General features: G+C 72.0%; 12 protein-coding genes. 5 read left to right on the forward strand and 7 right to left on the reverse strand.

What is annotated here, in order from left to right; all coding sequences use genetic code 11:
• Positions 1-5 precede the first annotated feature (5 nt).
• The 5 genes from AC2YHB_RS04300 to AC2YHB_RS04320 all read right to left on the reverse strand — a co-directional run bounded on the left by AC2YHB_RS04300 (position 6) and on the right by AC2YHB_RS04320 (position 7,359).
• Positions 6-1,925 (reverse strand): type II secretion system F family protein, encoded by a 1,920-nt coding sequence (locus tag AC2YHB_RS04300; protein WP_179650789.1) that lies wholly within the window; start codon positions 1,923-1,925, stop codon positions 6-8.
• On the reverse strand, positions 1,925-3,454 hold the full coding sequence (locus AC2YHB_RS04305) for a TadA family conjugal transfer-associated ATPase (protein ID WP_179650791.1): 1,530 nt from the start codon (positions 3,452-3,454) through the stop codon (positions 1,925-1,927). Before AC2YHB_RS04305 ends, AC2YHB_RS04300 begins: the two co-directional genes overlap by 1 nt.
• On the reverse strand, positions 3,451-4,644 hold the full coding sequence (locus AC2YHB_RS04310) for a CpaE/TadZ family protein (RefSeq protein WP_179650793.1): 1,194 nt from the start codon (positions 4,642-4,644) through the stop codon (positions 3,451-3,453). Before AC2YHB_RS04310 ends, AC2YHB_RS04305 begins: the two co-directional genes overlap by 4 nt.
• A 10-nt stretch (positions 4,645-4,654) precedes the next feature.
• A complete protein-coding gene (gene cpaB / locus AC2YHB_RS04315; RefSeq protein WP_179650795.1) occupies positions 4,655-5,371 on the reverse strand; it encodes a Flp pilus assembly protein CpaB in 717 nt (238 codons plus the stop codon).
• Positions 5,372-5,571: 200 nt separating this feature from the next.
• Positions 5,572-7,359, reverse strand: a complete 1,788-nt coding sequence (locus tag AC2YHB_RS04320) for an AMP-dependent synthetase/ligase (RefSeq protein ID WP_179650797.1) — start codon at positions 7,357-7,359, stop codon at positions 5,572-5,574.
• Between the two features lie 89 nt (positions 7,360-7,448).
• On the opposite strand from AC2YHB_RS04320, the gene AC2YHB_RS04325 reads away from it, so the two are divergent.
• Genes AC2YHB_RS04325 through AC2YHB_RS04345 form a run of 5 tightly spaced genes read left to right on the forward strand, consistent with a single transcriptional unit; the run spans position 7,449 to position 11,433 of the window.
• Complete coding sequence (locus tag AC2YHB_RS04325) at positions 7,449-7,907, forward strand: SRPBCC family protein (protein WP_036542273.1); 459 nt, start codon at positions 7,449-7,451, stop codon at positions 7,905-7,907.
• 20 nt (positions 7,908-7,927) lie between these two features.
• Entirely contained in the window at positions 7,928-9,127 is a 1,200-nt protein-coding gene (locus AC2YHB_RS04330) for an ArsA family ATPase (RefSeq protein WP_179650799.1), read from the forward strand.
• The gene (locus tag AC2YHB_RS04335) at positions 9,124-9,552 is read left to right on the forward strand and encodes a hypothetical protein (protein WP_036542279.1); all 429 of its coding nucleotides are present in this window, start codon (positions 9,124-9,126) and stop codon (positions 9,550-9,552) included. The genes AC2YHB_RS04330 and AC2YHB_RS04335 overlap by 4 nt, the downstream gene beginning before the upstream one ends.
• A complete protein-coding gene (locus AC2YHB_RS04340; protein ID WP_036542281.1) occupies positions 9,549-10,496 on the forward strand; it encodes an ROK family glucokinase in 948 nt (315 codons plus the stop codon). Before AC2YHB_RS04335 ends, AC2YHB_RS04340 begins: the two co-directional genes overlap by 4 nt.
• Before the next feature lie 25 nt (positions 10,497-10,521).
• The gene (locus AC2YHB_RS04345) at positions 10,522-11,433 is read left to right on the forward strand and encodes an ROK family protein (RefSeq protein ID WP_179650801.1); all 912 of its coding nucleotides are present in this window, start codon (positions 10,522-10,524) and stop codon (positions 11,431-11,433) included.
• Between the two features lie 166 nt (positions 11,434-11,599).
• Here AC2YHB_RS04345 and AC2YHB_RS04350 read toward each other — a convergent pair whose 3' ends face one another.
• Both AC2YHB_RS04350 and AC2YHB_RS04355 read right to left on the reverse strand, forming a co-directional pair.
• Positions 11,600-12,022 (reverse strand): hypothetical protein, encoded by a 423-nt coding sequence (locus AC2YHB_RS04350; protein WP_487353554.1) that lies wholly within the window; start codon positions 12,020-12,022, stop codon positions 11,600-11,602.
• 29 nt (positions 12,023-12,051) lie between these two features.
• Positions 12,052-12,828, reverse strand: a complete 777-nt coding sequence (locus AC2YHB_RS04355) for an alpha/beta hydrolase (RefSeq protein ID WP_179650805.1) — start codon at positions 12,826-12,828, stop codon at positions 12,052-12,054.
• Positions 12,829-12,923: the final 95 nt, after the last annotated feature.

A 12,923-nucleotide genomic window follows, 5' to 3' on the forward strand; every position in this document is an offset into this window, starting at 1 on the left:
AAGCATCAGACGTCGACCTTCACGATCCGCGACATTGCGAACACCCCGATGGACAACCACACCACGCCGAACACCGAGACCGCAATGCCGCGCGCGTCGGCGTACAGCGGGCGGAGGAAGTCCGGGTTGGTCGTGATGAGGAACAGGGCGAACAGCGGCGGCAGGCCGCAGAGGATCACAGCGGACAGCCGCCCCTCGGCGGACAGCGTGCGGACCTGACGCCGAAGGTACGCGCGCTCACGCATGGTCGATGCCACGGTGGTGAGCAGCTCGGCGAGGTTGCCGCCGACCTGGCGCTGGATCCGGATGGCCATGACCGACCACGCGAAGTCCTTGCTCTGGAAGCGCTCGGCGACGCCGTCGAAGGCGTCCTCGAGTGGCATGCCGATCCGCGCCTCGACGAGCACTCGCTTGAACTCGGACGCGATCGGCTCCGGACCTTCACGGACCACCGTGTCGACGGCCTGTGCGAGCGAGAGCCCTGCGCTCAGCGCTCCGGAGATCAGCTGGAGCACCTCCGGAAGGGCGTCGTCGAACGCGCGTCGCCGTCGGGCGGCCTTCAGGCGGAGGTAGAACGGTGGAAGGGCGGCACCGATGGCCACGAAGATGAGGCCCACGACGATGCTGCCGCGACCGACGAGCAGCCCGAGGATCCCAGCCGCGATCACGACGCCGACGTGGAGGAGCAGCCACTCGGACGGCTTGAAGGCGCTGCCCGCGGCGGTCAGGCGCCGGGTCAGGTTGTCGTTGAGGCCCCGGTTGCGCTCCAGGACGCCGGCCGCGGCCGCCTTGGCCTGTTCGAGGACCGGCTCGGAGGGCGACTTCTCCGGCTTGTCCAGCCTGCTGACCTGGGTGCTGTAGGCCTCGACGCGCTCGGCGATGCTCATCGGTCCCGGCCGCCCGGGGACGAGGAGCATCGCGACGGCCACGAGACCGACGCCGAGGACGCCGACGCCGGCGTAGAGCAGCCACTCGGGGGCATCCCAGCCGCCGGGCCGCTCCAGCTGTGCCGTCGGATCGGACGGCGCTGGACCGTCGCTGCCCGACGCCGCCTGGATCGGTGCGAGTGCGCGCGCGATGACCGGCTCGTCGCTGGTGGGGAGGACGACCTCCACCGTCGCCTGGGTCGCATCGAAGCCACTCGGCAGGGGGGCGGTCACCAACACCTGGCTGGCCAGCACGTCCGCCTCGGCGCGGAAGTCCTCAGCGAGGGCAGCACCGCTGCTCTCGATGACGCGGCCGTTGCCCGCCTTCGCCATGGCCGACAGGGGCTCCAGGGCCTTGCCGGACTGGCCGAGGCTCACGACATCGACGAGCGTCCTCGTGACGGTGACGACATCGGTGACGTCGTCGATGGCCGCCGAGCTGCCGGTGTCCGCGCCGTCGGACAGCACCAGGATCGTGCGCTGGCCCTCGGTGCCGGCGGCGTCGATGGCCGCGACCACACCGTCGTACAGCAGCGTGTCCTTCGCCAGTCGCAGGCCGTCGACCACGGTGCGCGCGGCGTCGCGGTCGGTCGTCGGCTCGAGCGCGACGGCCACGTCGTTGTCGAAGGTCACGATGCCGACCTCGACGTCGGCCGGGACGGTGTCGAGGTACGTCGCAGCAGCCTCCTTGGCCGCGGCGAAGCGTCCCTGGCGGGCCATCGACTGACTGGTGTCGATCGCGAGGACCGTCGTGCGCTTGACGTCGGTGCCACTGCTCGCGGTGACCGCCGTCGCGGCGAGGTCCTCGCCGTCGAGTGTCGCCTCCACGCCGGACAGGTCGACCTGGGCGCCTTCGGGCAAGTTGACGAGGACTCGCAGTCCTTCGCCGGTCGACTCGACGTGCGCGATCGTGCCGTCCTCCGCCGAGGCCGCGCCCATCGGAAGCGTGAGCGCGGCAAAGGTGGCCGCGAGGAGGAGGAGGGGCCGTCGGGCGGCCATCAGATCCGCTCCGTCCGGAAGATCGTCGGGTCGACCGCGACGTTGGCGTAGGCGAGCTTCTCCAGGAACTTCGGACGGAGCCCGGTCGTGCGCAGCCGGCCGAGGATCCGGCCGTTCTCGTCGAACCCGGCGCTGTTGTCGAAGACGAAGACGTCCTGGAGGGTGATGATGTCGCCCTCCATCCGCTCCACCTCGGTGATGTGCGTGATGCGTCGTGACCCGTCCTTGAACCGGGTCTGGTGCACGATCAGGTCGACGGCAGAGGCGACCTGCTCCCGGATGGCGCGGATCGGCAGGTCCATGCCGGCCATCAGCACCATCGTCTCCATGCGGGCGAGCGTGTCGCGCGGGCCGTTGGAGTGCAGGGTGCAGATGGAGCCGTCGTGGCCGGTGTTCATCGCCTGCAGCATGTCGAGCGCGGAGGCGTCGCGGACCTCGCCGACGACGATGCGGTCGGGCCGCATGCGCAGGCTGTTGCGCACGAGGTCGCGGATCGTGACCGCGCCCTTGCCCTCGATGTTGGCCGGACGCGACTCGAGCCGGACGACGTGGTCCTGCTTGAGCTGCAGCTCGGCAGCGTCCTCGATCGTGACGATCCGCTCGTCGCTGGGGATGAACGACGACAGGACGTTCAGCGTCGTCGTCTTCCCCGCGCCGGTACCGCCGGACACGATCACGTTGAGGCGGCCACGGACGCAGGCGTCGAGGAAGTCCGCGGTCTGCGGGGTGAGGGACCCGAAGTTGATCAGGTCCTGCACGGTCAGCGGGTCGGTGGAGAACTTCCGGATCGTGAGCGCCGAGCCGTCGATCGCGAGCGGCGGCACGATGGCGTTGACGCGGCTGCCGTCGGGGAGGCGGGCGTCGACCATCGGCGACGACTCGTCGACCCGGCGTCCGATGCGCGACACGATCTTGTCGATGGTGCGTCGAAGGTGCGACTCGTCGGCGAAGTGCGCGTCCGCCTTCATCAGTCGGCCGTCACGCTCCAGCCAGACGTCGTCGTGCCCGTTGACCATGACCTCCGAGACCTCGGGATCGCGCAGGAACGGGTCGATCGGGCCGTAGCCGAGGATGTCGTCGGTGATCTCCTGGGTGACACGGGCGCGGTCGGCCGCGCTGAGCGGCCGGTCCTGTGCCCCGAGCACCTCGGAGAGCACGCTCCGCACGGTCTGGTCCAGCTCATCCTGGTCCATCTCCGCGTCGTACAGGTGGGGGCCGAGCTGCTTGAGCAGCTCGGCGTGGACACTCGCCTTGAGGTCCTCGATGCGGTCGATCTCCTGACCCGCGAGGGTACGACGGGAGGCCGGGCGACCTTCGGCGCCGGCTGCCGCGGCGCGGGCGGAGAGGGGCCCGGTGCTCGCCGCCGGGCCCGTGCCGGGCTGTGCCTTGTCGAGGCTCGGCGGCGCGGGGGCGTCCGGTGACGGCGAGGAGACGACCGTCGTCTCCTCCACCGCGTCGGCGGCGTGCTTGCCCTGTTGCGTCGCAGCCTCGGCGCGGGCTGCGGCGAGGCGCTCGGACAGGCTGCTCATGAGTTCCTCCCGCGCCGGAAGAGGCCGCGTGAGCGGGTGGGTTCGGGGGCCCCGGCGTGTGCGGCGGAGCCCGGAGCGACCACCGGCTCGCCGGTGACGGCCGACGCGAGGTGGAAGTAGGCCTGGCTCGCCGCGTGGTGCGGCTTGTGGGACACGATCGGCGTGCCCGAGTTGGTCGAGGCGGCGATGTCGACGGCCGTCGCGACCTGGGAGGAGACCGGCATGCCGAGGATGCTCTCCACCTTCTCCACGCTGATGCCGACCTCGTCGTCGGCGCGGTTGAGGAGGAGGTGGCGATGGCCGCGCGCGATGCTCAGCATGTCCATGGTCTCGAGCGCGACCTTGACGTTCTTCAGGGTCGGCACGTCGAGCGTCGCCACGATCACGCACTCGTCGGTCTCGTCGAGGGCGGTCAGCGTCGCGTCGTCGAAGGACGGCGAGGTGTCGACGACGATGTAGTCGAAGCCGTCGCGCAGTGCTCGGAGGATCCTCGAGATCAGCAGGGGAGTGATCCGCTCCCGGACGTCGGGGTGCGCCGGTGCTGCCAGCACGGTGAGCGAGTCCTCGTGCCGGGTGAGCAGGCCCTCGAGCATGGCCAGGTCGACCGAGTCCTCGGAGCCGACGGCCTGCTCGATCGAGTGGGTCGGGAAGAGCTGCATGGTGATCGCGACGTCGCCGAAGGCGAGGTCGAGGTCGACGAGGCAGACCTTCCGGGCACCGCGGTCGGTGAGCGCCAGGGCCAGGTTGACCGAGGACGTCGTCTTGCCGACACCGCCCTTGGGCGAGAACACCGTGACGACCCGTCCGAGCTGGCGCACACCGCCGGGGCCGCGCAGCGCCTGGTAGAGCTGGTGGGCGCGTTCGACCGCGCGGGTCAGCGCCTTGTCGTCGTTGCCGGCGACCACGACGTCGCGCACGCCGGCATGCATCGAACGCGCGAGGACGTCGGTGTCGAAGTGCTCGCGGACCAGGACGACGCTGACGGTGGGTCGCTTGATCCGGAGGTCCTCGGCACACTCCAGCGCGGTGGCCAGGCCGACGCCCGGGCCGAGCACGACGACGTACTCGTCAGCGTGCTGGTCGAGCCAGGCGTGCATCCGGTCGATCGAGGCGACCGAGTGGGACCCCGTCGGCATCTGGCCGAGCAGGGGAGCGATGGAGGCGGAATCCGCCTCGACGATGACGGGCATCTCGCTCAGCTCACTTGAAGAGGTTGTCGTTGTTGACGCCGTCGTCCCGCTTGACGTCGCTGCCGTCGTTCAGCAGTCCGATCGACAGGTCTCCGGCCTTCTCCGCGAAGCGGACCTTCTCGGCCTCGCGCTGGCTGACGGCGACCGTGATCAGGCGCCGGATCTCGTCGTCCGCGTTCTCGGTGGTGGTGTCCTCACCCTTGAGCGAGGTCTTCACGCCGTCCGCGAGGACCGTCACCCGCTCGAGCAGCACGCGGCTGTCGATCGGCGACGAGCTGCCCTTCGGGCGGGTGAGGATGATCGCCACCTGCGCACCGGCCCGGATGAACTCACCCACGCGGGCGTCGTCCTCGACCTCGATCGAGATGGCGAGCTTGCCCTCCGGGATCGGCAGCACCGCGGCGGCCTTCACGTCCTCGACGGCACCGAACTTGGCGGGGATCAGCTGCTCGCCGGCGTAGATGGTGGTGAGTGCGACCTTGTCGCGCAGCGGGTCCGAGTCCTCACTGGCTCCCTCGAGGAGCTGGGCCTTCGCGATGTGCGTCAGCTGGACCTTCCCGTTCTCGAGGGCGTCGTCCAGGCTCTCGCCCGGCTTGATCTCCTGCGAGGCGGTCAGCACCTCGACGGTGTCGTACTTGTCCGCGGCACGCGTGTCGGCGCCGCGCGCGTAGACGAACACCAAGGCAACGCCGAGCGCGGCGATCACCGCTGCGACGACGAGCAACAACCTGCGACGATCCACTTTCAGAGCCCTCCCGCTCCCCATGTGATGAGGCAACTGCTCCCCGGATGCAGCGCAGGCTGAGGCTAGCGAGACGAAGGCCACAGAGGGAGGGAAAAAGGCCGGAGCAGGCGATTGATGCCCGATCGAGATCTGGGACATGGCCCGTTGGGACTATGGACCCAGGACGGGAGGGACTTGCCCCGTCACTCGTACAGCGCGGCGATCTCCTCGCGGCTCTCCCGCATCACCACGTTGCGCTTCAGCTTGAGGCTCGGCGTCACCTGCCCGCCCTCCTCGGTCCAGTCGGTCGGGAGGATCGTGAACTTGCGGATCGACTCCGCCTTCGACACCGCCTTGTTGGCCTCGTCGATCGCCGCCTGGACCTCGGCCCGGAGGTCCTCGTCGTCGACGAGGTCGGCCACCTTGCCGGACTTGCCGTGCTGCTCGGCCCAGGCGGGGAAGGCCTCCTCGTCGATGGTGACGAGGGCGCCGATGAAGGGCTGGCCGTCACCGACCACCAGGCACTGGCTGACCAGCGCCGAGGCGCGCACCCGGTCCTCGAGGACCGCCGGGGCGACGTTCTTGCCGCCGGCCGTCACGAGGATCTCCTTCTTGCGCCCCGTGATCCGGACGAACCCCTCGTCGTCGACCTCGCCGACGTCGCCCGTGTGGAACCAGCCGTCCTGCAGCGCCTCGGCGGTCGCCTCCGGGTTGTTCCAGTAGCCCGTGAAGACCTGGCCGCCCTTGAAGAGGAGCTCGCCGTCGTCCGCGATCCGTACGGCGGTCCCGGGGATCGGGCGCCCGACGGTGCCGACCTTCTGGGCCTCGGGGAGGTTCACGGTGAGGGCGGCGGTGGTCTCCGTCAGGCCGTAGCCCTCCAGGACGGTGACCCCGATCCCGCGGTAGAAGTGGCCGAGCCGGTCGCCCAGCGGCGCGCCACCGGACACGGCGAACTCGCACCGGCCGCCCAGCGCGCCGCGGAGCCGGCCGTAGACCAGCCGCGAGAAGAGGGCGTGCTGCGCCCGCACGCGGACCGGCACCCGGCCGGCGTCCAGGGCGCGGGAGTACGCGATGGCTGCCTCGGCGGCGCGGTCGAAGATCTTGCCCTTGCCGTCGGCGGTCGCGCGCTGGGAGGCGGTGTTGAAGACCTTCTCGAAGACCCGGGGCACGGCGAGGATGAACGTGGGCCGGAAGGTCGCCAGCTGGGGGAGGAGGTTCTTGATGTCGGCGCTGTGCCCGAGGCGGGTGCGGGCCTTGATGCAGCCGACCTGGATGATCCGCGCGAACACGTGGGCGAGTGGCAGGAAGAGCAGCGTCGAGGCGCCGTCGGTGTCGAAGAGCCGCTCCAGCTCGGCCACCGCGACGCACAGCTCGTTCTGGAAGTTGTCATGGGAGAGCATGCAGCCCTTGGGCCGCCCGGTCGTGCCGGAGGTGTAGATCAGGGTCGCCAGGTCGGCGGGCCCGGCCGTCGTACGGCGGGCCTCGAGGTCGGCGTCGTCGACGCCCGTGCCGAGCCTGCGGATCTCCTCGACCGCCCCGCTGTCGATCGACCAGACGTGCGCCAGCTCCGGGAGGTCGCCGCGCACGGACCCGACGCGCGCGAGGTGCGTGGCGTCCTCGACGACGATCGCCCGGGCGCCCGAGTCGGACAGGATCCAGTGGATCTGCTCCTCCGATGACGACTCGTAGATCGGCACGGTTGCGGCTCCCGCAAACCAGATGGCGTAGTCGAGCAGGGTCCACTCGTAGCGGGTGCGCGAGATCAGGGCGACCCGGTCACCGGGCTCGATCCCCGCCGCCATCAGGCCCTTCGCGACCGCGGACACCTCGGCGAGGAAGGTCGCACAGGTGACGTCCGCCCAGCCGCCCTCGCCGTCCGGTCGGCTGAACTGGACCGCGTCCGGCGCCTCCGCGGCATTGCGGACGACGTCGTCGGTGAGGTTGCCGCTCGTGGGCACGGTCACGGTCTGCGGGGTCGAGTACTCGCGCACGATCGCAGGCTACCGCTCGTCGTACCGGCGAGTTCTGCGTCACGTCGGCCGCGCCCCCGGCCAGGCAGGCGGTCCGGTAGCCTTCCGGCATGGCCGAACAGACGTCTTCGTCGATCGTTGTCGACGCCCCCGCCGCGGACGTGATGGCCGTCATCGCGGACTTCCCGGCCTACCCCTCGTGGGCCAAGGGCGTCACGGTCGCCGACGTGCGCTCGTCGTACGACGCCGCCGACCCCAAGCAGGCCGGCCGCGCGCGCGAGGTGTTCTTCGCCCTCGACGTCTCGCCGATCAAGGACGAGTACACCCTCGCCTACGACTGGAGCGGTGACGACCAGGTCACCTGGACGCTCGTCGAGGGCAAGATGCTCAAGGCCCTCGAGGGCGCCTACGTCCTGCGTGCGACCGGTCCGACGACCACCGAGGTGACCTACCGCCTCGCCCTCGACGTCTCCATCCCGCTGATCGGCATGCTGAAGCGCAAGGGCGAGAAGATCCTGATCGACACCGCGCTCAAGGGGCTGAAGAAGCGCGTCGAGTCCGGCGCCTGAGCGCGGACACGGACCAGCCTGTGCGGATCGTTCTCTTCACCGGCAAGGGCGGCGTCGGCAAGTCGACCGTCGCCGCCGGCACGGCTGCGCTCGCGGCTGCGCGCGGCCTGCGCACGCTCGTCATCTCGACGGACGCGGCGCACTCCCTGGCCGATGCGTACGGCGCCGCCGCAACCGGGGCCCGGCACGGGGGAGCCGAGCCCACCGAGGTGGCGCCCGGCCTCTTCCTGCAGCAGGTCGACGCCCAGCTGCGCTTCGAGCAGTCGTGGGCCGACATCCAGCGCTACCTGCTCTCCGTCCTCGACGCGGCGGGGATGGACCCGGTCGCCGCGGAGGAGATGACCGTCATCCCCGGCGCGGAGGAGGTGCTGGCCCTCCTCGAGCTGCGCCAGCACGCCCGCTCCGGGAAGTGGGACGTGATCGTCGTCGACTGCGCGCCGACGGCCGAGACCCTGCGCCTGCTGGCCCTGCCGGAGGCACTCGGCTGGTACATCGAGCGGTTGCTCCCCATCCAGCGCCGGCTGGTCAAGGCGCTGCGTCCGGTGCTCAACCGCGCCGCCGGCGTACCGATGCCCGGCGACGCCGTCTTCGACGCGATCACCCGGCTGCACGCCGAGCTGGACGACGTCCACGAGCTGCTCTCGGGACCGGACGCCAGCGTCCGCCTGGTGCTGACCCCCGAGCGGGTCGTCCTCGCCGAGGCTCGCCGGGCGTTCACCAGCCTTTGCCTGTTCGGCTACCGCGTCGACGGTGTGGTCGCCAACCGGATCTTCCCCGCCGACGACGCCGACCGGTGGCGGGCGGCCTGGGTCGAGGCGCAGGCGGGCGTGCTCGCCGAGGTCGCCCAGTCGTTCAACGGGCTCCCGGTCTTCACCTCGGAGTACCAGCCGAGCGAGCCGGTCGGGGTCGCGGCCCTCGCCGACCTCGCCACCACCCTGTACGGCGACGCCGACCCGCTCGCCGCGCCCGTCGGCGACGGCCCCTTCCGGGTGACCCGGACCGACAGCGGCGGAGCGGTCGTGCACCTCGCACTCCCGTTCGTCACCCGCTCGGAGGTCGACCTCGCCCGCAACGGCGACGAGCTGGTGATGACCGTCGGCTCCTACCGCCGCCTGCTGACGCTCCCGCCGGGCCTGGCCCGGTTGCGGGTCGCGGGCGCGCGCGTCGACGACGGCGAGCTGCGGGTCCGGTTCGCCGAGCCCGTCCTGGAGGCACGATGAGCGACGACCAGCAGCCCGGACCCGAGCACCCGCACCACGACGTCGGCAGCGTGGGCGAGGAGGCGATGAAGCTCTTCGGCGCGCTCGCCGACCTGGCGAAGCAGCAGACCGGTGACGCCGCGGGCGGCCTGGGCGACCTCGCCGGCCAGGCGGCCGCGATGGCGCACGAGGTCAACGAGCACATCGCGACCGGCAGCGCCGAGTGCCGCTACTGCCCGGTGTGCCGGGTGGTGCACGCCGTCCGGCAGACCTCGCCCGAGGTGAAGGCCCACCTCGCCGTTGCTGCGTCGTCGCTGTTGCAGGCCGCGGCCGGTCTCATGGAGACGCTCCCGGCAGCGCAGGGGACCCCGGGTCAGGCTCGCGGACCGGAGGTCGAGAAGATCGACCTCGACGCCGACGAACCGGAAGCCGGAGACACACCGTGAGCAGTGCACTGACCTGTGGCATCGACATCGGCGGCACCAAGATCGCCGGTGCCGTCGTCGACGGCGAGGGCACCATCGTCGCCGAGGCGCGGGTCGAGTCGCCCGCGACCGATCCGTCCGCGATGGAGACCGCTGCCGCAGGGCTGGTGGCCGAGTTCGCCGCGGCGCACGGCATCGCCGCCGTCGGCGTCGGGGCCGCGGGCTATGTCGCCTCCGACCGGTCCACGGTGCTCTTCGCGCCCAACATCGCGTGGCGCAACGAGCCGCTGGGCGCCGACCTCGCCCGGCTCACCGGGCTGCCGGTCGTCGTCGAGAACGATGCCAACGCCGCTGCCTGGGGCGAGTTCCGGTACGGCGCCGGGCGCGACGTCGACGACCAGCTGATGGTCACGGTCGGCACCGGCGTGGGTGGCGGCATCGTCGTCGACGGCGCCCTGCTGCGCGGCGCGCACGGTGTCGGCGCCGAGATCGGCCACCTCAACGTCGTACCCGACGGGCGGCTGTGCGGCTGCGGCAACCGCGGCTGCCTCGAGCAGTACGGCAGCGGCACCGCGCTCGTGCGCTCGGCCCGTGAGGCGGTCGCCGCCAGCTCGCTGCTGGCCCGCGACCTGGTCGACCGCGCCGGCGGTGACCCCGCGGCCATCACCGGCCCGATGATCACGGCGGCCGCCCAGGAGGGCGACCGCTTCGCGATCGAGCAGTTCGAGCAGCTCGGCCACTGGCTCGGCCACGGCATCGCGTCGCTGGTCGCGGTGCTCGATCCGGCCGTGATCGTCATCGGCGGCGGCGTCAGCGAGGCGGGCGACCTGCTGGTGGCTCCGCTCCGGGCCACCTTCGAGCACGAGCTGAGCGGCCGCGGCTACCGCCCGACTCCGGAGATCCGCCTGGCCGAGCTCGGCAACCGCGCGGGCGTCATCGGCGCCGCCGACCTGGCCCGCATCTGACGGTCGCGACCGCGACGACCCCGCCATGGCCCCGGATCACTGGATCGGCGTCGACGTCGGCGGCACCAAGGTGCTCGCCGTGCGGATCGCGGCGTCCGGCGACGTCGAGCAGGTCGCGACCCGGCCGATGCCGGGGCGCGCCGCGCCGGAGTCGGCCGTCGAGCAGGCGATCGCCGACGCCGCGGCTGACGTCTCCCTGGCCCGGCCGCCCGTCGCCCTCGGGATCTCCGCCGCCGGGCTGGTCGACGCCGCGGGCGAGAACTACCTCTTCGGCGCCCACCTGCCGTGGCGGGACGCCCCCGTGCGCAAGCGACTCGAGGAGCTCACCGGCCTTCCCGTCGTGCTCGACAACGACGCCAACTGCGCGGCCTGGGCCGAGCTCACCGCCGGTGCCGCGCGCGGCTTCGACTCCGCGGTGATGGTCACCATCGGGACCGGCATCGGAGGCGCCCTCGTGCTCGGCGGACGACTGGTCCGCGGCGCCCACGGCCTCGCGGGCGAGTTCGGCCACATGCAGGCCGTCCCCGGCGGACTGGCCTGCGAGTGCGGCCTCCACGGCTGCTGGGAGCAGTACTGCAGCGGGCGCGCCCTCGAGCGGGTCACCCGGGTCGCGCTCGGGCGCCACCTCGACGGCCCCGAGGTCACCGCGATGGCGCTCGCCGGCAACGAGGTCGCCCGCCAGGCCTTCGCCTCGATCGGCCTCTGGCTCGGCGTCGGTACGGCGGCCCTGGTGTCGGCCTTCGACCCCCAGGTCGTCGTGGTCGGCGGTGGGGTCTCGGCGGTGGGCGACCTGCTGCTGGCCCCGGCCCGCGCGGGCCTGCGCGAGTCGTTGCAGGGCACGGACCACCGACCGGTGCCGGAGATCGTGCCGGCGTCGCTGGGCCCGGAGGCGGGCGCCATCGGGGCGGCGCTGCTGGCCCGCGACGGGCGCCCCTGAGCCACTCCTGTCACGCGGTCGGTCGGCGTGGCCGAGCGCGTGGTCGACCGGTCCTCGGCGCGGCCGCTTGGCCGTTCCCCTGGGTCGCCGGCGACGACCGTCATACGAAGCGAGCGTCATCGGGCGCGGTTCGTATGACGTCCCGCGCCTGAGGCGGCGCCCCGCTTCAGAGCACCGCGCCGTCGTCCCAGGGGTCGGGCGGGTCGCTCGGCATCCGCATCACGAGATAGCCGAAGCCGACCAGGAAGGCGCCGACGAGGGCCCAGCCGATCAGCTGCGGCATCCCCAACCCGGTGACCACGAAGAACAGCAGCACCGCGGGGGAGCCGAAGACGCCGACCCAGGCGAGCAGCCGGTCGGGGGCCGGGCGCGGCAGCGGCGGGGGAGCCGGCGGCACGAAGGACTCCTCGGCGTCGTACCGCAGCTCGTCGGGCTCCTCGTCGCGCAGGCGCGCGGGGAGCTCCGGCTCGGGGGTCGGCTCGGGGGTCGGCTCGGGGGTCGGCTCGGCCTCCGGTTCCAGCACCCGCTCGCCGTAGTTGTCGACGATGGCCTGCCAGGCGGCGTCCTCGTCAGGCTGCTCCCGCTGCACGTCGCCAGCCTACGCCGGGACCGGGCACCTCAGGAGGTGGTCACCCGGGCGATGAACGCGGCGGACTCCTCGAAGATCGTCGGGGCGTCGTTGTCGAGCGTCGCGACGTGGTAGCTCTCCGGCAGCTCGACCCGCGTGACGTCCGTCGAGGAGACGCCGTCGAGGATGATCGGCTCGGACTTCCCGTCGACGACGTGGTCCTCGGGGGAGCGGAGGTAGAGCAGCGGGGCCTTGATCCGCGGCAGGTCCGCGATCAGCGCCGGCCAGCTGCCGATGAAGGAGTGGATCGCCTTCAGCGGGGTGCGGCTGTAGCCCGACTCGTCGACGCCCGGCTTCTTGATGTCGTTGGCGATCGCCGGGAACGACGGCACGAGGTGCTTGAGGACCGGCAGCAGCTTCACGTCGAGCCGCTTCGTGGCGAGGGCCGGGTTGACGACCATGACGCCCGCGACCTGGTCGCCCCGGTCGGCGGCGAGGCGCAGCACGAGGGCCCCGCCCATCGACAGGCCGCCCACGACGACCTCGTCGTGCTCGGCGCGCAGAGCGTCGAAGGCCGTCGCGATCTCGCCGTACCAGTCGGCGAAGCGGTGGGTGTTGAGGTCCTGCCAGGTCGTGCCGTGCCCCGGGAGGCGGGGTACGACGACGCCGTACCCGAGCGCGCCGAGGTGCTCCCCCCACGGCCGCATCGACGCGGGCGAGCCGGTGAAGCCGTGGCTCAGCAGGACGCCGATCCGGCGGCCGCCGGTCAGCTCGGGGCGGGCGGCGACGGTCAGGGGCTCGGTCTGCGGCGCGGGGCTCGTGGACATGGCGCGATTGTGCCGCACGCCGGGTGTCCCTGCGGACACTGCCGGATACGTCCCGGACACGTGGAGGGACTACGCTGCGACGCAGGCGGTGCTCG

The organism is Nocardioides sp. SRI_004, from assembly GCF_057586415.1.